This is a genomic window from Bradyrhizobium sp. B117 (genome assembly GCF_038969555.1).
Classification (GTDB): domain Bacteria; phylum Pseudomonadota; class Alphaproteobacteria; order Rhizobiales; family Xanthobacteraceae; genus Bradyrhizobium.
The window spans coordinates 8,184,867-8,207,082 of the sequence record NZ_CP152414.1; the positions used below are offsets into that span (position 1 = coordinate 8,184,867).

The following is a 22,216-nucleotide window of genomic DNA, read 5'->3' on the forward strand; positions in this document are numbered from 1 at the left end:
CCGTGCGACGGCGCCGGGCACGGGATCGATGAGCAACACGGAACAGTCGAGGCAGAAGCCATACTCCCCGCATCATTGTGCGCCGTCTCATCGAATCCGTCCGGCAGGCCTGGCGCAAACGTACCAAACGTGCAGAAAGGGACCACCTTAACGGCGCAACGATAGATACTCGTAACCGCGAGATCTGCTTGATGCGGAAGACATTTTGCATGCGCTTCTCCAGCAGGGAGACGACCCGCGCCAGACCAGCAAGTGTCATACCAACTGCTGATTTCACAAAAACAGACCAGAAAGAGCTTCGAACGCGCATGGTTGGCGCGACGTAGGTCCGTCGAAGCATTCATGACATGCGGAAAGCCGACAGCACGTCGCGAGACGCGACACGAGGTGAGTTACAGCAAGAAATGCAGCTCACCTCGGCGGCCCGTCGAGTGCTGCTTCCTCAGGGCGCAACACAGTCCTATTCCCGCCAGTCAAGTACCAAGTACGGCAATTGATTGGACGGTCCAAACATGGCACTCGCTAAAGGAACTCGAACTGACTGGACCTTTGCCAGCTATTCCGGCGAAGCGGGGGTCGATCCGTCCCCAAGCAAAAACAGTCAGACCGCACCTGATTGCGCGACTCATGATGGGCTCGGTGGAAAAAGGCGAAGATCGTCGCCAAGATCGGTGAAGCATGGCTTGTCTGCTCATCGCGATCATCTCGCTGCTCTATGCGAGCGTTGGCCAGGCTGGTGGCACTGCATTCCTCTCGCTAATGGCATTTTTTGGTATGTCATCGACAGAGATGCGCCCGACGGCACTTGGTCTCAACATTGTCGTCGCGGCTTATTCTACGTGGCTCTTCAACCGCAACAAGATCGTTGACTGGGCCATCCTGCGCCCGCTCCTCTTTTCGTCCGTGCCAGCGTCGCTTGCCGGCGGCTTGATTGCGCTCGATGACCACATGTATAAGACGCTGACCGGGCTCGTTCTTCTTCTGGCGAGCGCCGTGATGATCATGCAGCGGGGACGCGCGGCTGATCGTGTTTGTGAAACTCCGCTCACGGCAATCGTGAGCATTGGCGCGGCCCTTGGCCTGGTTTCCGGTCTGACCGGCGTGGGTGGTGGAGTGTTCCTCGCGCCGACGCTCATCACACTGAATTGGGCATCACCGAAGCAGACCGTCGCGTTATCACCCCCTTTTATTCTGGCGAATTCCACAGTCGGATTCGTCGGAGCTCTTTTCAGCGGCCAATTTCCCTCTCCGGATTTGGTTCTTTACGCTATCTTCGCGCTGGCGGGTGCGGTCGCTGGAACGATAGTCAGCCTGAACTGCCTGAACCCCGCGGGCATCAGATTTATCCTCGTTGCCGTTATGCTCGTTGCCGGCATCCAATTGGTTCTCGCTTGAAAGTCTCAACTCCCATCTTTCGTGGATCGGCAGGAGATCCAGCACGGTGAGATCGGGGTGCAACATGATGAAGGCGGCAGCTCATGTCTGTCCGCGTGCCTTGACTAACTCTGAAAGCCGCCAACGCGAAGACGAAAAGCTGTCGGATCGAGCGGCGATGGGGCGGATCACCTCGTGCATCCCAGCTGATCGTCATGAGCCGAGCGGTCCGTACCTAGTCACATCCCGTTCGCGCTTTCCAGTTGCCGGGAGGGTCAATGTCGGCGCGGCGCGCGAGCGGTATGAAGCGTAGTCGGCTCCTGCATGGCAGCACCAGCTCGCAGCATCAGAACATAGTGAGGGTCGGTCGAAACCTGACCAGGCGGTCTTGTGAAGCTGAGAGCTGCAGGTGCATCGCATCGATACGACGCCAATGGAGGCTAACGGAATATATATGCGCAATCTGGCAGGGATCGATAGCTCCAAAGCCGATGTAAAAAGAAAACAACCCAGTTTGAAGCAGAATAGAAACTATTGCAGATAGTGTCTCGTCCGATTGCATCTGGCCGGGATTCGCTTGCCATCAGCAGGCGTCCAAAGTCGTTGTGAGTTGGTGAGCTGCATTAGACAGCGACGACGCCGCCGAACCAAGGCGCCCCGACGCACTTCGCCGGGGGGCTGAAAGTGCGCTGGGGTCGCCCCAACACCATCAGTACATCCGTGATGATGCTTGTGGCAATGAGACAACCAGCGTGGCGGAATTGAGGCTTATGCGTTCGATACTAGAGATTAAGAATGGCTATCGTCGGCCGCGCTAAAGGACTTTGAATCGCACGTTGCGTCAGGTTTTGTGCTATTGCGCTCCTCGCGCTCTCATCTAGCAAGCAACTTATCTTTTGTGTCACGCCGGCCTTTGACGGAGGCATCCGTCGAACTCTGTGAGCAACCAATCGGCTTTGCTTTAAAACCGGTTTGAAGATCGAGAAGCCGAGCTGCTCTTGGTGAGACCTACAAGTCCCTGTGTTAGTCGCAAAAATGATGGGCCGTCAGCGGAGGCGCACCGGCGTGCCCTCGGATGAGCGATTGATCGCTCGCGCCGGCTCTCTAGCCGCTTCAACCGTGCTCGGACGAGAGAATTCATACCTAAACGTCCAAATAATCGCCAACGAGCGGCTCTCACTCCTTGCTCTGCCCCCTAAGCCGCGTTGGCAGTACCATCGAAAACGGGACCAGATCTCAGAAACCACTACGTTTGACATAACGCAAAGACACAATTGAGGGCATCGGTCAGCTTCATGCTGTTGAGCATGGGAAAGTTAAATCTTGCAGACCTCCCTTCTAAACAAGTATTGCGATGCTCGCCTGCCTTGGTACACCATCTATCCAACCGTACCGGATTTCTCCGCGATGGTCGGTGCCAAGACTTCTGAGACATGGCTGAGGCGGCTGCCTCCCGACGAGCCCGTATCGCTCTACATCCACGTTCCGTTCTGTCGCTCTATCTGTTGGTATTGCGGTTTTCCTACAAGCCTCACGCGCGGTGAGCGACCGGTCCGCAATTACTTGGCAGCAGTGCGGGACGAGATACGCTTGGTCGCAGAGCAAGTGCCTCGCGCTCTGCCGGTGCACGACGTGCATTTCGGCGGCGGGACGCCGACCACCATTGCACCGAGCGATTTTCTCGCCTTGATGGAACTCCTGCGCCGCTGCTTTGCGTTCAGTAAATCAGCTACCATCGCCATAGAAATCGATCCGCGTGGGGTCACGGCCGAGATGGTCGAAATGTTACAAGCGGCGGGGATCAACCGCGCGAGCATAGGCGTGCAAAGCTTCGACCCCGTAGTTCAAAGAGCGGTCAACCGAGTCCAGAGCGAGGTACAGACGGCTTCTGTCGTCGAAAGGCTTCGCCAGCATGGGATAAGGCGCATCAATTTCGACCTTCTCTTCGGACTGCCGCATCAGACGGTGCGGTCCTGCGTTGACTCCGCGCGGACGGCTCTAGCCATGCGGCCAGACCGGCTTGCGGTTTTCGGCTATGCTCACGTCCCCTCCTATATGAAACGTCAGCGCCAGATCGATGAGACGGCGCTGCCGGATAATGTCGCCCGCGCTGAGCAAGCCGCGGCTATTGCAGATACGCTGGTCTCGGCCGGCTACCGCCAGATCGGGCTCGACCATTTCGCCCTGCCCAATGACGAGCTCGCGCTGGCCCAGAAAGCTGGTCGGCTGCGCCGCAACTCTCTGGGCTATTCGGCTGATACCTGCAAAACCGTAATCGGCTTGGGTCCGTCAGCCATCGGCCGTCTGCGCGACGGTTACGTGCAGAACGAGATCGCAACCGCTTCCTATCACCAACACATTCAGACCGGCCGCCTGGCAACCTCAAAAGGCTACTTTCTCACCACCGAAGATCGCATCCGCGCCGCAATCATCGAGCGTCTGATGTGCGATTTGCAGGCCGACGTGCCAGCGATCTGTGCTGCTCACCGATTTGATCCGATTCCTCTTCTCGGTTCGGCCGACCGCCTGGGAATGCTTGCAGAAGATGGGGTAGTAGACATTGAAAAGGGATTTATTCGGGTCAAGCAGGAGCACCGGTTTGTCGTTCGCGCTGTTGCTGCCGCGTTCGACACTTATCTCGACCGCATCCCTATTAACTAAGCCACGCATGTGAGCAGATCCCAGACCTCTAAGCTCTTCGCGGGGGCGATCCGAAGAAGCCATCGGGCAGGCACGCCAGATTGGTGTGATGACACGACCTTTCAGATATGATCTCAAAACTGGCGAGGCTGATTGGAAGAGAGCCGATTTAAAGGAAATGCGCTTCAGGGCCACGGCTCGATCATGCGGAAAGTGCTCTGCACCACCCGCCCTGGAGTGCTCTCGATGACAGTGACGGCCTCACTACATGCCGCTGGAGACGACGGCGCCCGCACAAGCTCCGTGTATTTTACGGCCGGAGACAGCTTTGCGAACCTACGGGCCACCTCATCGAGCACAGTTGGAGACTCGACCGCGCCTGCAGCGTCTCAGACCTCAAGGCTCGGCTGTCTTTGGTGCGGCGATCACTGGCGCGCCTCCGACGGAAACAGGTCCTTCTGATTTGGATCGCCCGAAGCGTTTCCTGGCGACGCTCGAAGCAGCCCGGGCTGGCGACAAAGGAGGCTCGGAAGCAGCAGAAGGAACAGGTGTTAAACTCTGCAGCGAATCGATCCGCGAAGCCAGAATGGTGATCTGATCCAGGATCCCTTTGAGGTCATCCCGCTGAGCGTCGATCCGGCTGTTGAGTACTGCGATCTCATCTCCGGTTTTCTGCTGTGCCCACTTTATCTCAAACAAGGATGCCCTGTCCTCCAGTGACAGGCTCATCGTTGAAGCTTCCGGCGTCTCGACAAAGGCTTCAAGGTTAGCCCAAAGCCAGACGCCAGCGGCACACGAGCCAACGAGGACAAGCGGGAGCACCAAAACCGGGAGGATCCGTCTTGACGGCCCGCGCAAAAGCGGCCTCAAGTCTGAAGCGGCCGCTTGATCCATCAAGTCCATTGTCCCTCGCTCAAGATCCTATTCCAGCAGGCTTGTTTCGTCGACGCGATAGGCTGCGATGCTCACGCGCTCCAGGAGCTGCGAGCGTCGACAATAAATCCATCTTGCCGAGCTTCCCGATCGGCCACCCTGCTCCTATGAAACGCTGCTTCTTGAGGAACGCAACGCGACAATTTGCGCGCGTCCTCCATGATAGCGTCGCCACGAGCAACGGTGCTCATCTTCGCCGGCGATGGCGCAGCCGTTTCTCGCCATTCAGGAGAACCTTGGCGATTTTCTACTCGCGGCAGGAATGCAAACCGTCCACTCATTCCTGCAGAGTGTTCGATGGAGCCCCTCTTGCCGGAGCAGCAACCTCATCCAGGGCGGCCACGGCTGATCGGCCAAGCGGCAATGGCCGATTGGAACGGCAAGCACTGTACCTGGTCAACTACCAATTTCGGCAGATTGTTCGAGATGACGGGCTCGTGGCAAGGGTGACCAACGAACGCCGCGTACGTCAAGGATTCGGATGCAGGACGGGTTGTGCCGCGCTCATGGCAGCCAGCAACTGTTTGCCGATACTCGCCAAAGCTGCTCGATAGATGATTCCTCCGGTCTCCTGGGCCATCACCATGGATGTTGTGGTGAGGTTGGCGCGCGAGCAAGTTCAAGCCTGGCTATTGTCTTGTGTTTCGCTGAGAACGATACCGCTAAAGCCCTTCGTGAATCCAAGCTTCTTGCACGGAGAGCCTTGCTTGCCGGTCGCTGCCGCTTCGTCCCGAAAGTCGCCTTCGATGCAGACGCGCGACACCGCCAGACTCACAGTGAGCAGGGCGGACATTCGCAATGTTTTATTGGCCAGGACAGCAAGCCGCCGCGCGCTCGTCGTGAGCATTTGCCGAGCCAGCGCCCTGCTCTGGCCCTCGGCGCACCGGCGTTATGCACCAGCAAAGTTTCGGACCAGATCATCGTCGTGCCACGGGGTGAGAAGTTCAGGAAACCTGAGTGGTCCTCTTCGGATAGATCGTGTTCTGGCTCGTCCCCCTCGCCCTCGGACGCGCAAACGCCGGGAGCCCACTCTGACCAATCAGGCCCCAGTTCAATCTATTCATCGCCCGCAGACATTGACCCGAAGTACGCCATGCGTGCTTGCCTACTTGCGACGAGCTCACCTCGGAAAAACTCGGCTACGGCAGCACTTTCGTTCAATTTGAGATCCGGGAGAAAGGAATTTTGGCATGTTATCGCGCTTTCGCTAGCAGCTTGTCTCGTCGGCAATTCCGTACTGGCACAAACCGCTAACGGACTTGATCCGACTAACCACTCCGTGGATCAGGCCAGCAAAAGAGGAAAGACCCCCAATCGGGCCGCAAGGCTCCCGATCGACCTGATCCGTCAGGAAATCCGCGCTTCTGCCTCGGCTCCAGCAGCAGGTCTCGGAATGCCTTTTGAGAAGCGCGGCAATGCGGGCAGGGGTGCTCAGACGAGACCGCAACAGACGATCGATCCCTTCGAAAGGTACGACAAGCTGCGTGAAAAAGGGGTGTGGTTCAACATACCTGGCCCTGCGGACACGATTGATCAGGACAAGGACGGCGTTAGATCGGCGCTGGCAGATGTCGGCATCGGCTACATCGGCTGGACACACAACAGCATTGTAAACAACCAGCTGCCGAATGCGGCCAGAAGCACTATCGCAAACCAGCTCTATATGGGACAGAATCCGACCTTCGCGTCGGTAAACCTCATGATCGTCACCTACGATCTCAGCCGGTTTGGCATTGCCGACGGACAGATTGTCGTAGGAGCCGAGCAGCAATACTGGACGTGGGATCGCCCGGGACCAGATCGAGCGGGAATCAATACGCTCGCCTACTACCAGACTTTCTTCGATAGGACGCTAGAACTCAAGCTTGGCTACCTCAGAAACCAAAATGAGTTCACCGGCACATTGTTCGGAGGGATTACAGGATCGAACATGTCTGCCTTGTTCCAGGCAGGGATGAGCACCAATGCTGCGCCGACACCGGCGGTCAACTTGAAGTACAATTTTGACGATCGCTTGTACAACAAGGTTTCCGTCCAGCGCTCAATCAGTCCAGATGGTGCCTATTCCCACATAATCGAGAATCCCACCGGCCTGAACTGGAGCACGGCCAATGCAGGCATCCTTCTCGTTGACGAAGCCGGCTACAAGAGCAAGTCGGCTCCCGGCGTACCCGACACGTGGCTGCGGGCGGGCGTTGGTTTGAACAGTAGCCGCTACACGAATTTGGCGGACCCCAAGCAACAAAGGGAGACTGGGAATCATTTTCACTACATCGCTGCAGACAGGCAGCTCTGGCAGAGCGACGCCCTTGGGTTGCCGTCTCGCGGCATCTATGGCGGCTTCTCCATCATGGGAGCTCCGCCTGACCTCAACAGGATTAGCCAATATTGCGAGCTTCGTCTTTATGCAAAAGGCCCCTTTGATAGCCGGCCCAGTGATCTGATTGCACTCGTTGCTAGCAAGACGAGCTGGAGCAAATTTGCGGTGGACGCTGCCCTGGCTAAAGGCCAGCTTGCGCATCGTGATACCACGGCAATCACCGGAACATATACCGCCCGTCTTGCTCCGGGAATATATGCAGGCGTTGGATTATCATACATTCATAACCCCACAAGCATCACGCACACGCCCCAAACGGAACACGCGCTCAATCTGTTGGTATCTACGTTGATATTCTTCTGACCATCGCAAGTGCCATTTTGCCGCCTTCTCGAGCCGCATGGGACTTGAGCTTCGCGATCTTGTTGGAGGGACCGGCGCCAGACGAGCCCGCTGGGATCTAAGGGTGCCCCACTGTAAGAGCGTATCGACAAAAGATGTCGTGGGATCCCAGGGAGAGTGAGGCGGATTGTTCAGGAGAGCCGGTCCGTCATTTCCGAGGTTGGCCACCCCGAATAACTCTTCGCCGCGGAACCATAGCCAAGTCAGGTTCTCGAAAGCTTGCCGAACTAGGTAGACCTGTTCAGGTGATCCTGGAGTGAGCCTAGCGTGGACTCCCAAACTTTTGACCCTTCTAACGTGCCAGCTTGGTCGCAGGTGCAGCACGACGTCTCGCAAGAGCCGAAGACGAGCCAGGCCGGACAAGATGGCTTTGAGCAGCACTTGGCTGAGGCAAGGCTGACCGAACCCGCTTCCGTCGGCGGTCGAGGCTCCTATCCCCATCTATCTACAGAAGACCGGGACCTTATCGACAAGGCGATTGCTCAATATGTGGATCAGAAGAACCCACGACCGAACACGGTCAAGCTTTATACTCAGGCACTTCGCCGACTGGCGAATGATCTCCGCGCCCGTGGCCAAACGATTGATCTAAGGGACCACCAGTCCCTGGTTAATCACCTAGATACTTACTTTCCGAATGATGCCCTCATGAAGACAGGTGCAAGCGTCCTTCGTGCGTCTCATGATTCCGATCATTTGGTTTCTCGCGGGCGACCGCGCACGCTCCCCTCCGCGAAAGACGCCTCCAACCATGGCCCGCGATCCCAGGACGATGCGATGGATCCACGTGCCCGGAGCAATCTCCTGGCAAGCGAGGAGGTCCCCATCAATCATGAACATGACACGGCTCAATCGAGACCAGCGAAGAGACAGAGGACGCTGAACGATCTGGAAGAGGTTCTGGTATATCGGAAACCGAGCGCAAGCGCCGCTTCAGGAGGAAGTGGCGGAGCAATGCCGGTCGCCTCAACGGGCGTCATAGTCCGGGGGCAGTGGGACAAGCGGCCTCTTTATCCCGAGGATGCTGCCGATATCTTCCGGCTTGAGGAGGCGCTTATTGAGGGCGGGACGGCCGCCGTTACGGCGAAGCAGCATGCAGGTTCTCTTATTGGCTATAGCCGTTGGCTCTTCGCAAAAAACAAACCAAGCATTGTTGCTCGGCTAGACGGCAAATCGCTGAGCGATGGCAGTGACGTGCGCGAGTTCAGCGGTGCCTCTAAAAGCAACAGACTCGTTAAAGCATTGGAGCATCTGCGGACCTTTCGGTCGACGGGGGGTGTCGTGCCCATCGTGCGTCCAGGGCGCACTCGCGCTAAACTCAATCCCGCCCCTCAGAACGCGGCGCTCATCAATCCCGAAACCGTTTTACTGACAGAATCGACACGCATCGACAGCGCCGCTCCGCAGTACGGAGCTAGTCGGCAAGAGGAGCATCAGGAAGGACACAACAATCAACCTGTCCCATCGGCTCTCCTCGAAGGACAGGTTGCGGTCGATCCAGAGCAGCTTCCTCAGGAGCAGCTTCGGCGCCTGCGCGACCATCTTGATGACCAAGCTATCCCCTCGCCAGTTTCCCTGCCTTCAGAGGAGCTTCAGCAGCTGGAAAATGAGTGGCGTAACGAGCTTCACCGGCAATCGGAAGATCCCCCTGCCCCCTCGTTTTCCTTTGATCCAGAAGAACTTATCATTGATCTAGACCAGTTCTCTCCAGCGGAGGTTTGGCGACTGCTCGAGGATGAAGACGCACAGGAGCTTACCGGGGGGCGAGATGATCAACCCGCCACCTCGGCTTTCATCCAGGAGCAAGTCGCATCCGATTCGGAGCAGCTCCCTCAGGCAGATCTTCGGCGAGTACTCGATCATCTCGATGATCAACCCAGCGACTCGCCCGTCTCCGTCCCTCCAGAGGAGCTGCGGGAATGTAAAAGGACTTGCACGACGCGCTTCACGGACTCCGGGATGATCACTTCGCTCCTCCTCTTTCCATGGATCCAGAAGAATTTTCTTTCGAGCCAGAGCAGTTTTCTCCAGGGGAGCTTCGGCGACTGCTTGATGATGAATAACCAGAGGAGCTTTAGGAAGGGCGAGACGTCGGCTTTCGTGCAAGGGCACATCGCCTTTCGGCGCGAAGCAGAGTTCTCATGAGCGACCGTCGGGAATACCGCGATGTTATTGCCCTCCCTCGCCATCGTGAGGCGAACCGTTTGCTTGGACGTAGATACGCCCTCGCCTGGCACGCGGGAATTTTCGTCACTCGGCAAGACCGAAAGACCCTCATCGACGGGAGCGCATTGCCAAAGCGCAAAAGCACCTTGGCAGCGATGGCCGAGCCTTCACGATCGATGTTTAGGTACCGCCGCGGAGCAATAATAGATATCGCTGCGGCGGTTTGGGAGCCTCATAGTTCGAGGCCACGCTCTGCGAGCACACGTTGCATGACCTCGCCTTTGATCTCGCCAGCAATCTCGTTTCGGACTTGGGCTCCGAGCACCCGCTCGGCATCCGGATCGCCTCGAAGACCATACTCGGCGAGGCGCTGATCCAATCGGGTTTGAAACTCTTCGCCCATGGCGTCGCGCACCCGGTCTCCCATCGCGGCATGTTCGTCTGGAGCGATGCGCCTCAGCACCGTTTCCCAGGGTTGCCAGCGGCTTGCCACGTAGTCGTTGAACTGGTTTGCTTCCCGCTCCCGGACCAGGTCGAGCGCTTCCGTCGCATCATCCTCGCTAACGTGAGAGACCTCTAGGAAGCGCATGTCAGGGGCGAGATGATTGAGCTCCAACGGCTCGCGCAGCCGATGTTGATAGGCCAGATAGACTTCGATGTCGTCTACGTTCGAGTTGCCGCTCGCGAGCGAGTTGATCCTGTCGCGCGCGATCTCGTTCAACGCCTCCAAGCGGAAGGCGGCACGTCCGCGCTGAATCAGATCGCCAAGCCGATCGTCATATACCCCGTCCTTGACGTCAGCGTTGATGCGCGCGGTCTGCATACCATTCCAGTGCAAGGTGACGCGATCCTCGCAGCTCGTGTTGGCCTCGGAAGCCTGCGCAAAGAACTGTTCGCGCAATGTCGGATTGGCGGCCGCGTGCCGTAGATCATCAGCTACTGCCTGCCGAAACTCGTTATTGCCGTAGTTGACCGTGCCTCGTAGCTTCTCCAGGAACTGTGCGTAGTCTTGGGCGCCGGGCTCATCCGCAAAGTGCTGCCATTCGGCCAGCGTGGCCGGCTCGTCTGCGAGCCAGTGTGCAGCAGCTTCATGCGGGGATTGCTGCGCAAGCTGCGGTAGCGCTTCAGCCGCCGCCTGATGAGCGAGGATGTCGTCCGGCAGCGCGTTATCCTCCAATTCGAGGCTCTCCAGATGCGGGTAGTAGAGGCTATTATTCGGCACAAGAGCATCTAAAAGACCTTCAGGCAGGCTGGTCAGCCGGTTACCGCTGACATTGAGTGATTGCAGCGTGCTCGGAAGAGGGGCGGGGAGGTTGGCCAATTGATTACCGCTAACATTGAGATGAATGAGCCACGAGGGGAGGGACTCGGGTAGTTCGGTCAGCTGATTGCCACTGACCGCAAGCGCGGTGAGCCCGGTCGGGAGAGCGTCCGGCAGGCTGATGAGCCGGTTGTCGTTTGCGTTCAGGATCTCGAGCCCGGCCGGAAGGTTTGCCGGCAGACTGGTCAAGCTGTTATCAGCGACCTCCAGCTCAGTGAGGGTCGCCGGAAGATCGTCCGGCAAACTGGTCAAGCGATTATGGCTAATGAGAAGATGCTGGAGACCCGGTGGGAACATGGCGGACAGGCTGCTTAACTCGTTATGCCTGGCGCGCAGTTCCCGCAACCTTGGCGGCAGGGCGGCGGGCAGAGCGGTCAGGGAGAGCGAGGACAAATCCAGCGAGCGCGAGCCAGTGTTATCCGAATTCCTGATTCGTCGGCGCCCCTGTCGCCTATTCTCGGCTTCGCCCTGCCCCTCTTCGGCAACCCAATCGTCCAGGATCTGCGCGCGCGCGGAGCCTGGGGTCCGATACCCTGTTAACGTTTCGACCAAATTCGCGACGGCACGATTGAATCCGCCGAGATAGCTTTCCTGCTCCACCTCTTCAAATGCGGCCGGGGAGGAAGCCGCGCTCCGCTGTGCGTGTCCTGTGTCCATCAATCCATCGTCAGAACTAACGAGTACCCCTCCGCTTCCCAATGCCGCGAAGCAGCTAGGTTCGCAGAGCAAATGATCATTCGAAGGCCTGTGCGCCTGGTCCGCGACTGTCGTCCAGCACCTCTTCGACACAGGCCGATACGAGCCCAACCTGGACAATAGATCGATACTGCTGCCCGCAGTTTGCCATCTCGTTGGCCAGATGCGTCCGAAGAAGCGTCAACGGTGGCAGCCCTCCGCCCTTAGCAGGCCCACCTCTCGATCAGCTGACGAGTGTCGCTGCAAAAACACCCAGATCGTTGGGTTCGCCACCAACGGAAATTACCAGCACGGCAGCGATTGTCTTGGCACGAGAGAGGACTGACGCGGACGTTGAACGTTGGAGAGCGTGCGCTCTTGCTTCGCTGGCAGTTGGAGAAAGGCGCCGCCGCAACGCGCGGGCTTTATACTCGAGCCGCTGCTGAGTGGTTAGCTTTGACTTCGACCTGACGAAAAGCGGCGATCATCCCGTTCCCAGGTGCACTCATTCCACGCAAAGTCGCGCTTTGCACGAGATGGAGTACCTATTGTCGGCGGCTACTGCACTCAAGCCCTATTGAGCTGCCGTCCGTCGGTCGCGCCCCGAAGAGGTCGGTGTGGAAAATACATCCGGCTAAGATAAAGGGACATTGCACACTCGAGCAGCGCCTCTTCAGGAGCGTCCAAGCTTTGCTAAGCTTCCGCTACCCTGGCCAGGAATCTCTGCACTTCCAGCTTCAGACGATTGCTATCCTCAGCTAGGGACCTGGCAGCGGAAAGCACCTGCGTTGACGCGGTACCCGTCTCATCCGCACCTCGATTGACTTCGGCGATATTTGTGGCGACCTGGGTCGTACCAATTGCCGCCTGCTGCACATTCCGGGCAATCTCTTGGTTTGCAGCGCCTTGTTGTTCCACAGCAGACGCAATGGCCGAGCAACTTTCCGAGATTCGGCCAATAACGCTAGTGACTTCTTTGATGCTTGCCACCGATTCCTTGGTGGATGACTGAATTCCACAAATCTGATCACTTATCTCCTTGGTCGCCTTCGCGGTCTGGTCCGCTAACATTTTGACTTCTGATGCAACAACCGCGAACCCTCGCCCAGCGTCTCCGGCGCGGGCTGCCTCGATTGTCGCGTTCAAGGCCAGAAGATTTGTTTGAGATGCAATTGTGTTGATGAATTGGATGACGTCACCGACCTTGGCGGCGGCCTCGGAGAGAGACAGAACGCGCTTGTCAGCGCTCGCGGCTGTTCGAACGGCTTCACTGGCAATACGAGCTGACTCCTGGACTTGCCGACTAATCTCATATACGGAACTCGACACTTCTTCTGTGGCCGATGCAACGGACTGAACGTTCGCGGACGCCTGTTCGGAGACCGACGCTACAGCGGTCGAGAGTCGCTGTGTCGATTCGGCAGTCTTTGCCAGTGAGCGAGCCGACGCTTCCAGTTCTGTGGACGCCGAGGAAACGGTTTCGACAATTTCCCCGATGGCCGCGTCGAACGCATCTGCAAGCCCGCGCATGTCGGACTTTCGTTGCTCAGCAGCGATACGATCATGAGCAAGTTTGGCTTGGGTTTCCGCCTCCGCCTTCTCGGCCGACCTCACCTTGAACCTTTCGACCGCACTCGCGATTTCTCCAATTTCGTCCTTGCGACCAAGTCCTTGGAGTACAACATCGAAATTGCCCTCGGCCAGCTCGAGCATCGATGCTGTCAGATTCCGGATCGGGCCGCTAATGCTGCGCGAGGTAAACACCGCGAGGAGGACACCCAGCAGCAAACTGAGAGCGCCAAGGATCAAGGCTATCATCACACCCAATCCAAGGTCATCCTCCGCCTTTAACGCAGTGGCTCTCGAAGCCTTCTCGTAATCAATCGCGAGCGGCTCTGAGAGTTCGTCAACCCGATCACCGGCGGCGAGTGCGGAACTCACGGCCGATCTCGCCGCGGGCCTATCTAGCGCGCTATTTCTTCCTCTAAATTCCTTCAGTCCGAGCGCCTTTGTTTCATCATCCTCGATAGCTCTTTTGAGATCCAGCACTCGCACCCGACGTCCTAAGTCCTTGGTGTCGGCAGCGAGATCCTCAAGCCGCGCAAATGTTCGCCTATAGGTGTCTGCGGCCTTCTCCCAATGCGACGGATCATCGGTTGCCGAGGCCATCCATACATGCATCCGAGCTTCAAATACTTGCTTTTCGATGCGCTCATCTTCGGCTACGTGGTCTTTTTGGCGAACCACAGTCGCCAACAATCCGTTCGCGCTCCGGGAGGTATGGATCGAGAAACCGACAATTGCAACGGACATCAGAAGAAGCGATCCAAACCCAGCTATCAATCGCCCGGTGATTTTGATGTTTGCGAACACTTGTTGTGGCTCTCTGCTAAAGGGTGGTCGTCTTACCTCGAATGTACTTCAGCGATCCCATCGTAAAACGAGGAACGTCAGCTCTAAAGGCTGGCAGATTTCCGTTTGGCGAGAGCAAGCTCTCGCTCGATTAGATCGAGATCCGCTTCCAGCCTCGCCCCAGCTGACGAATCGGCGATCTTATGTATGAGCGCTCGTATCTGACGGTGGTTCTCCTCCAGCGTGGCAATCGCATGCGCGATCGTGAGCTTGGCGTTGGCGCGGGCGGCTTTGAGCCGCTGATTTGCACCTCGACCGGAATCACATGCTATTGCGAACGGAGCTAATGGCCCGTCACGCTTAGCAATCGCCATCGTTTGCATTGACTCAGTGCGCAGCATGGGCGCACCAGGTCGACGAAACTTCACGACATTGAGCATTTTGAACCTCGACCAAAGTGACTCAAAAATATGAGCGTCGCAGTCATGCGAATGGTTCTGCGGATAACTCGACTACATGCGCAGCGGCTGCGTGTTCGCTCCGGTTGTAAGTCGGCCGAAGTTAACAAATTTCTTTAAATGCAAGTCGTCCGCTTTGCGCGCATCAACGACTGACCGCATACTTCGTTTTTAAATTGCAGGGTTCACTGGCAACACGAATGTTGAATTACCGCGCCCGCCACCTGAGCTGCGCAGAAAATCCTCGTGGCTGACGACAAAACGCACTCGAAACGCATTGGAGTGTCTCCGAGCATGTACCACGTGGGTTCGAGCGGTTACTCCAACCACCGACGGCCCCGCAAAAAAATTATTGCGTTCCGACAGGCAGTCGACGAAAGCAGTGAGTTGACCGAGATCCAACGGCCCGGCTGCCCCTCATGGTCGGCGCCCGCGCCGCATACCGCGCGGCATCCAACCCTATGTCTCTCGATATGACTTCTTACTGCGGGGAAGCTGGGCGTTTCGGCATCCGATGATGAGACGGTGCAAGAGGCACTTGCACATGACGGACGGAAAGATCCCCGGGGATCGCTGCGCACCGGTCTTTCCGGATGCAAAGCAGTTGTTTTGACGGGTTGCTGGCCGAAAGCGCCTCGCAGGCCGATAGCTGCGCCATCTTCTATTGGGTTCCTACTCTGGACCGCCGGATCACCGCACATACTTGATCTGCAAATAGAATGCCGCGACAGGCGAACGCGACGCCCTCGGATCAAGGTGACCTTCTATTGGGCAGGGCTAGCGGCGGCAACGATGATTGTCGCCGTAAAGCGGCGGAGGAGGTGCGCAGGGTGGAGGAGAGTTTGGAACCGATCATGGGCTTTGAGCTAATGACGGACCCGCCCGATTGCAATTTCACGTCTTGAGCCCGGTCGCTCTCTAGATTGGTAGAGCTGTTTCTTACAAGAGCGTGAGGTCCAGGCTCTGCAAATTTTCGTGCAAATACAGTTGCGTTGCCGAAAACCATCGCCGCCACTGCGGGCCGGCAGCGCCGAATGCGCATAGGGCTGCAACTCCGACAACAGGCGGGTTCTACTCATGCACGATGTCTGCAATGCTCTTCAGCCCGATCATTCAGGACGGATATTCGCTGACTGATCGGCACGTGATCGAGATCCAATTTCTTATTCACGGTTCATGTCCCGTCGTCGCCAAGCCGCCACAAGCGCCAGGGCTCGAAAACGGTCGTCCAAAGGCGACATCGCCGCGCTGGGTGACGCTTCGGCACACGGTGCTTTGAGACAATTGGCGATAAACTGGTGGTTTATAGGATCCGGCTGCACCGACCCACCCCGCAAACGAATTGCCTCGACATAGCCATTTAGAGCTGCATCCGGGACGTGGACCAGCGCTTTGCCACGCACCTCCTACAATCCCGGCTGCCGTGCCAGTGCCAGCATCCACCTGCCCTAACAGTGCGAATCGTTCGAGACTTTGCTGGGTCGGCTGGTGAGCAGGGGGGCTTTGTCAGCGGCGGGCGGGTACTGTGACTTGCATTGATCGGTGAACGAGCGGGGCCGAATTCCCTTCAGATCGCGACATTGTGCTTTCTGTTTCGCTACGAAGACGGAAGACTTTCCGAGCTTCTAAACAAAATGAAAAGACGCCGCTCGCGTTCCTCGCTGCGCAGATTACAGCCGAGCATTGCCCTTCTGGATCTTTGAGAATATTGGCACCGGTTCCATTAAAGACGTCCGTGTGCAGAACCCGACAGCAAATTGCGATTGAGCTGATCTGAAGTCGCAAAGAGATGATGGTCTGAACCAAGCTCGCGCGTCCTGGCATGTCCATTGCTAGTGAGTGCCTGTTACATCATGCGACTGACGGGACGCAAAGGCCGAGTCAGACCCGAAGTGCCGTCCAAACCAAGTCTCTAGCATAGAAGCGGCGCTGTAACTGCCGCTGCGCCAACGGAGCCAGGTCATGTTGATCGACACGTCCGAAATCTTCGACTCCATTCGCATCAATAAGCAGGAAGCGCAGGAGCGACAGCCCGCGGCGCTATGCGAATGGCCTGGCTGCCAGAACAAGGCTACCCATCCCGCGCCCAAGGGCCGCGACAAGGCGCGCGCCTATTGGCACTTCTGCATCGAGCATGTTCGCAAATACAATCAGTCCTACAATTTCTTCTCGGGGATGGACGCCGAAGCGGTCGCGCGCTACCAGAAGGATGCGCTGACCGGCCATCGTCCGACCTGGAAGATGGGCGAGAACATCAGCGCACACAAAATGACCGGCAGCACTGTTAATTTCGAGGACGACTGGCATACACTCTGCACGCTCGCCGAGCTGAACGAACGCGGCGGTGCCCGCCACCGCCCGAAGGCCAAGCCTGAGGCGCGTAAGATTTTCAATGGCGAGGGCAAAGCATTGCAGGTGATGGGCCTGAATGCCAATGCGACGCTCGGCGAGATCAAGGCGAAGTACAAGACGTTGGTCAAGCAGCACCATCCCGACGCCAATGGCGGCGACCGCTCCACGGAGGATCGCCTGGTCGAGATCATCAAGGCCTACCAGTACCTGAAGACCGTGGTGCGCTAGAGCTAGCCCGTGCATCTCAGCGGGCCTCAACGGCGCATCGGAAGTGGAGGACGGAACCATCCAGAGCTTTGCTCTGGCTACGCGGGCAGTTTGACTTCCCTTGGCTAACGCTTTCCGGCGACCATGGCGGACAATCGACACCATGACCTGTTCGTTTTGTTCTGCGCAGCGGGCAGGAAGAAGGACCGGAAAAAGGGATGCGGCAAGATCCTGCGCACGTGGCGGCTGCATCGGCCCAGCGGTGAGCTCGTGGAAATGCCAAACGGCACCTTCCACTCCTGACGGCTAGGTCGCTATTACCGCCCGTTCCACCTTCGAAGCTCAACAGGAGTTGCGCACGATCGATCCCTCCGGTGTTCGAGAGAACAGACCTTTCCGGGATACTCGGCGGCTTCATGGAAAGGGTTTCGGCGCAGAAGCGAGCCGTCCAGGCCTATTCGCTCGCTGCCGCCGGATTAATGATCGATCAAGAGGCCGATGGATCGCGGTGTTCACGGCCATTTCTGACATAGCCAGGGGCTGTAGCGCCCCTCGCCACCGACCTATCTCAAGGGCTCTGCCGATCGCCGCGAGGCAAGGCAGGCATCGTGAACTTGATCGCGCTCCACACGTGCATCGCGTTCGTCAAGCACTGGGCTATCGCACGCAGTTGCGCGTTTTCCTGTTCGTGAGTAACCGTCTGGTGAGGTTTCGATTGTCCACAAATATGGTACCCAGCGCGATGTCGGTGACAGCTTACGCCGCCGTCATATCCGCACTCCCCGTCATTCATCCGACGATCGCCGTCGTCTCGTCACCGTTGCTTTGTCTTCCATCGATATGGTTCCCTTTGGCAGCCAATCTGTGGCGCCTCCGAAGAACACGCTCAGCGACCATCTCGCAGCTTCGCCATCTGTCAGTTGATGGGAGTGAGGCTCGCGGGCTGAGGGGTTGGCCCCGACGCCGACGGATCTGTATTCAGCATAGTAGCTTGTCCTCAAGGTATTGGTCTTGCCGGGCGTCCATTCGCGCCACCCTTCCGCGATCACGGGGGCATCTATCTTCGCTGACAAGAAGACCACTGTGGCGTAGGGACGCCAAGGGCGGCCAAGTGCGATATAGCCCGCAGCACGGGCGGCAGTTAACCTGCAATGATCAAAAACATAGCCACTGTCCTCATCCGGCGCTGCCTTGCTCTGAGCGGTATAGATGACCGCTTGATTAGCGATGCCGTGCAACTCACATTGCCGGAACCAGGCCTTGGCGTTACCAAAGATGAAATCGACATGCCCTTCGATGTAGCAGTTCGAGAAGTATTGACGTGACATTCTGCCGTTTGGTCCCTTGCCAGCAAATAGCGTGTCCTGGGCACCGAGCAGGCGGACGCGCGTAACGAGGTCCCTGTCTCCGGTAACGGACAATGCTACGGCCTGCGAGGGGGGATTGGCCGGATTGAGGGCGTAGTCGTTCTGGATGGTCAGATTCTCGAGCCGCAAGTCATCGCCAGCGGCATCCAGCGTCGCCGAACGGCCGGTTCCTCCTACATTGATCGCGCCGTCGCCATACACAATGATCGTATCCTCCGGCTTCCTGCCAGTCCCTTCGATATGAATGCCGGATTTGGAGATTTTGACCTTCTCGCGATAGACGCCCGGCGCGATCCGGACATTTCCGCCTTCCGCCGGCAACGCGTCGATGGCTTGCTGCACGGAGTGATAGTCTGCATTTTCGGCATGCGACACGAATAGTGGCTCAGCGCACGCTGCCTGGATGCAGAAACATCCGGCCAGAAGCGCAGCGGAAGGCACGAAAATTCGCATGTGATCTCACTCTTCGTTGAGTTCGCGACCCGTTCGACGCAGTCGATATGAGATACCGCCGGGGATAGCCGCCATGCATCGTCAAACACATTTTCCTCGCCAGCCCAGATGTCCCACGCAACTCTCGCAATTGCGGTCCTGCAAACCCGGCGGCGGCCAGCAACGAAGTACCCGACCTGAGGCTGAGGTCTGCAAGACCAGCGATTTAGGCGGCCGACGCCGAACTCACCAGCCGGGTTCGGCGCCGGGTGTCGTACTTAGCGATAGGCGTCGCGGAATGCTCTGGCACATGCCTCCAATCCGCGCAGCGGTTCTGTGGCTCGTCCCGGCAGCGGCGGCGATACGTCAGAGGGACTTGCGGTCACCTTGGCGTGTTCGAGTTGCCAAGTCGCGGAACTGGCAAATCGGACATCCTCCAATGCAACGTCGAGGGCATGGCGCTCGTCTACGCCGCGCATCAGCAGCACACCATTGTCACCACGCACATGGCGCAGAACGATCTGCCGATAGACCGGGATCCTCGTGCCTTGTGCGCGCGGATCATATTTTGCATCGAACGCCACCGGCCACCGGTTGCCCCTCAGGCACACGTTCTCATAAGTCACGCGCTCGACCAGACCGCCTCGACTGACATCGCTCTTGATGCGCAGGCCAGACGTCGTACCGTCCAGCGTCAGATTACGCACCAGTATGTCGCTAACTCCGGAATTCACCTCGCTGCCGATTGACATGCCGTGCCCCCAGCCGAAATAATTATCAAGGATGGAGATATGGCTGCTTGAGCCATTGTCGCCAGCCTTGATTGCAACGTTGTCGTCTCCCGTGCGGATGTAGCTGTGGGTGATGGTCACATCCTGGCTCGCGCCGGGGTCGATGCCGTCGGTATTGCGCGCATCCGCCGGTGAATCGATGGTGAGGCCCCAGAAAGTGGCACCTTCCACCCGGTTCATCGCGACATGGAAATTGGGGGCATTGCGCAAGGTGATACCAGAGAACGTGATGTCTTGCGCATGATCGATCTGGATCAAGCGCGGGGCGTTCTGGTTGCCGCCCTCAGCTTGCGCGCGGCGGGCCAGCTGCCACCAGGTTTCGGCCCCGCCACCCATCATTGCGCCGCCCTGACCATCGATGATGCCCTCGCCGTAGATGCCGCCGCCGCGCGTTTTGGAAAAGCTGATGAATGGCCGGCATCCGTCGCCCTTACCCATGATGCGACCACATTGTCCCCGGCCTTTGTCGTAAGCAGCTGGTTCGGGGATGGCGATCAACGCCGCACCGCGTCCGATCCATAAGGTCACGCCCGATTTCATCTCGAGTGGACCCGAGTGAAACTCGCCGCGCCCGAGATAGACTGCAGCTCCAGCGGGACAATGTTCAATGGCGTCCTGAAGGTTAACTGTATCGTTCTTGCCGGAAGGCACAGGGCGATCGCAGACCGTATGAGGTGCAACAGGTTCGGCGATAGTCCGGCGGTCTTGCGCTTTTGCGGCGGGGCAGACAATCATGGACACGAGTATGGAGAATAGGGCCCGGTTGCGAAAACGCTTTGTCATCGACCTCCTCGTGCTTTGTCAGGTGCATCTCTGCCGGTGGCGTCTGCTGGAGTGCTGGCTCGATCGAGCCGTCCGCGTGTCAGTGGCCTGTGCAAGATGACATTTGTAAGACGCAGCAGGAGTCCCGACCCTGCGATCGTGCAGAAGCACCTTGCATGTGCGCCTAAAACGATAGGGCATTGTGCGACGGTTCGAGAGCTCGAAGCGCTTCATGAATTATGCGCCCGCATTGATTATAGGCACGACCGGTAAGGAATCCGCGCGCTCCGTCGCCTCCACCTTCGGCCGACGCCTCGAGCCAAAAGACAACGGGACCGCCCCCCAGCCGACATAGTAGCTGCGGTTCGGCCATTAAAGCGAACTGTCTGACACTCGCTCAGCAAATGTGGCGCGGGTTAGATCGCCAAACCGAACGCCCTAAGACATTCGAAGATACTTCTCAGCCGTTGACGTTGACAGTTTTCGCTGAGTACTGACACGTGGCACCATCTCATGAATGTAATCATGATCCGCGCGAGACACATTCCGGGGCGGTTTGCGGCCGGGCGGTCGGCCAAGCCCAAGGGATCGGCCATGCGGTTCATCCAGTCGCCGTTCAAAGGCGTCTTGTTCAGCTAGATTCGGCTGCTGATCATCCAAAGCGGCATGCTGCATCGATGGCGCAGGCGCTGCATTGGATGTCTTGAAATTGTACGAGTCCACAGCAACCTCTCGTCCTAGTCAGTTTTGATCAGTCCGTATTCGGACAAGCTTTCGAGAAGCTGACGAGTTTACGGTCGGCGCCGGACTTACATTCGCCGTGAATACTCTATCTGACGCCACACGGGCCAAGTGACTGCTGTTTGCCGACTTCCCGCCGAGCCACATTGTGTGGGACGTAGCCAGCCAGTTCTCGTCATAATTCATGCGATTCCGGTTCAGGCCATTTATCCGCAACCACGACGGCCACGGCCGTCGCGTGCCCAGCGCCGCGGCTGTAGTGGAGCGTCACGATATGACGCGCGCGCCGTTCGCCCCATATCCCGGCTGGGATGCTGCATGAGCATCATGGTCACAAGTGGTGTCGTCACAGGTTCAAGAAACCGGCATGCCAATGCACTTGAGCTGTAGAGAACACCACCTCGGCGTTCCCGCGCCACCTAGGTGCTGGCGCCCTCTTGTTGCGTTTGAAACAACCGATGCCTTGAGCAACACAGCGACAGTCGCAGCCACGACGTCCATAACAGCGCTCCCTACGACAGCACTCAGTGAAAAAGATGACTTTTGCCGATTTAGGTCAGCATAATCTCACTATTTTGCGCACGGCGTTGCGGTTCGAGATCAGGTGAACGCGATTGCAGCAAGCAGATCGCATCGGACTCGATAGCTGAAGCGCGTGCAATCTGAGCGGCCGGTAAAATGAGATGGATACCTGCCAACGCACGGCATCGCAGCCCCCGGGGAGGGCTAAAATGGGTAGGAGGCCATCAAATCACCGACGAACCAAACGCATTTTCAAAGTTCGCGGCTCCGATCGCACTCACGTAGCTTGGACAGCTCGCCATGAGGGACAGGCTTGGATAAGACGGTCGATGGGTTGTACTTGTTCTGGGGACGCGGATGATCGTTTTTGCCGCTTCTGCGCGGCCGCGTTGTGCTTGCGC

General features: G+C 57.8%; 12 protein-coding genes. 5 read left to right on the forward strand and 7 right to left on the reverse strand.

Translation table 11 applies throughout. The annotated features are described in order from the left end of the window. Window positions 1-678 precede the first annotated feature (678 nt). Both AAFG16_RS39435 and hemN read left to right on the forward strand, forming a co-directional pair. The gene (locus AAFG16_RS39435; protein WP_271608567.1) at window positions 679-1,395 is read left to right on the forward strand and encodes a sulfite exporter TauE/SafE family protein; all 717 of its coding nucleotides are present in this window, start codon (window positions 679-681) and stop codon (window positions 1,393-1,395) included. Window positions 1,396-2,697: 1,302 nt separating this feature from the next. After that, on the forward strand, window positions 2,698-4,035 hold the full coding sequence (gene hemN, locus AAFG16_RS39440) for an oxygen-independent coproporphyrinogen III oxidase (RefSeq protein ID WP_342734085.1): 1,338 nt from the start codon (window positions 2,698-2,700) through the stop codon (window positions 4,033-4,035). A 375-nt stretch (window positions 4,036-4,410) separates the two neighbouring features. Here hemN and AAFG16_RS39445 read toward each other — a convergent pair whose 3' ends face one another. Continuing rightward, window positions 4,411-4,743, reverse strand: coding sequence for a hypothetical protein (locus AAFG16_RS39445; RefSeq protein WP_342734087.1), 333 nt, complete (start codon window positions 4,741-4,743; stop codon window positions 4,411-4,413). An 823-nt stretch (window positions 4,744-5,566) separates the two neighbouring features. Beyond that, the gene (locus AAFG16_RS39450; RefSeq protein WP_342734089.1) at window positions 5,567-5,794 is read right to left on the reverse strand and encodes a hypothetical protein; all 228 of its coding nucleotides are present in this window, start codon (window positions 5,792-5,794) and stop codon (window positions 5,567-5,569) included. A 432-nt stretch (window positions 5,795-6,226) separates the two neighbouring features. Between AAFG16_RS39450 and AAFG16_RS39455 the strand changes: the two genes are divergently transcribed. Further along, window positions 6,227-7,630: a carbohydrate porin gene (locus AAFG16_RS39455; RefSeq protein ID WP_342734091.1), complete on the forward strand. Its 1,404-nt coding sequence runs from the start codon at window positions 6,227-6,229 to the stop codon at window positions 7,628-7,630. 306 nt (window positions 7,631-7,936) lie between these two features. Then, window positions 7,937-9,814 carry a hypothetical protein gene (locus AAFG16_RS39460; protein WP_342734093.1) on the forward strand — a complete coding sequence of 626 codons (1,878 nt, stop codon included), beginning with the start codon at window positions 7,937-7,939 and terminating at the stop codon, window positions 9,812-9,814. A gap of 253 nt (window positions 9,815-10,067) precedes the next feature. Here the strand turns inward: AAFG16_RS39460 and AAFG16_RS39465 are convergent, their stop codons facing one another. The 3 genes from AAFG16_RS39465 to AAFG16_RS39475 form a co-directional block, all read right to left on the reverse strand. Next, a complete protein-coding gene (locus AAFG16_RS39465) occupies window positions 10,068-11,813 on the reverse strand; it encodes an NEL-type E3 ubiquitin ligase domain-containing protein (RefSeq protein WP_342734095.1) in 1,746 nt (581 codons plus the stop codon). A gap of 711 nt (window positions 11,814-12,524) precedes the next feature. Then, window positions 12,525-14,144, reverse strand: a complete 1,620-nt coding sequence (locus AAFG16_RS39470; RefSeq protein ID WP_342741041.1) for a HAMP domain-containing methyl-accepting chemotaxis protein — start codon at window positions 14,142-14,144, stop codon at window positions 12,525-12,527. Window positions 14,145-14,287: 143 nt separating this feature from the next. Then, window positions 14,288-14,623 carry a hypothetical protein gene (locus AAFG16_RS39475; RefSeq protein ID WP_342734097.1) on the reverse strand — a complete coding sequence of 112 codons (336 nt, stop codon included), beginning with the start codon at window positions 14,621-14,623 and terminating at the stop codon, window positions 14,288-14,290. A gap of 1,980 nt (window positions 14,624-16,603) precedes the next feature. Here AAFG16_RS39475 and AAFG16_RS39480 point away from each other — a divergent pair. Then, complete coding sequence (locus AAFG16_RS39480; protein ID WP_271608575.1) at window positions 16,604-17,221, forward strand: DnaJ domain-containing protein; 618 nt, start codon at window positions 16,604-16,606, stop codon at window positions 17,219-17,221. Between the two features lie 764 nt (window positions 17,222-17,985). Here the strand turns inward: AAFG16_RS39480 and AAFG16_RS39485 are convergent. Both AAFG16_RS39485 and AAFG16_RS39490 read right to left on the reverse strand, forming a co-directional pair. Then, window positions 17,986-19,020, reverse strand: coding sequence for a pectinesterase family protein (locus tag AAFG16_RS39485; protein WP_342734099.1), 1,035 nt, complete (start codon window positions 19,018-19,020; stop codon window positions 17,986-17,988). Window positions 19,021-19,277: 257 nt separating this feature from the next. Then, entirely contained in the window at window positions 19,278-20,573 is a 1,296-nt protein-coding gene (locus AAFG16_RS39490) for a glycosyl hydrolase family 28 protein (protein WP_342734101.1), read from the reverse strand. Window positions 20,574-22,216: the final 1,643 nt, after the last annotated feature.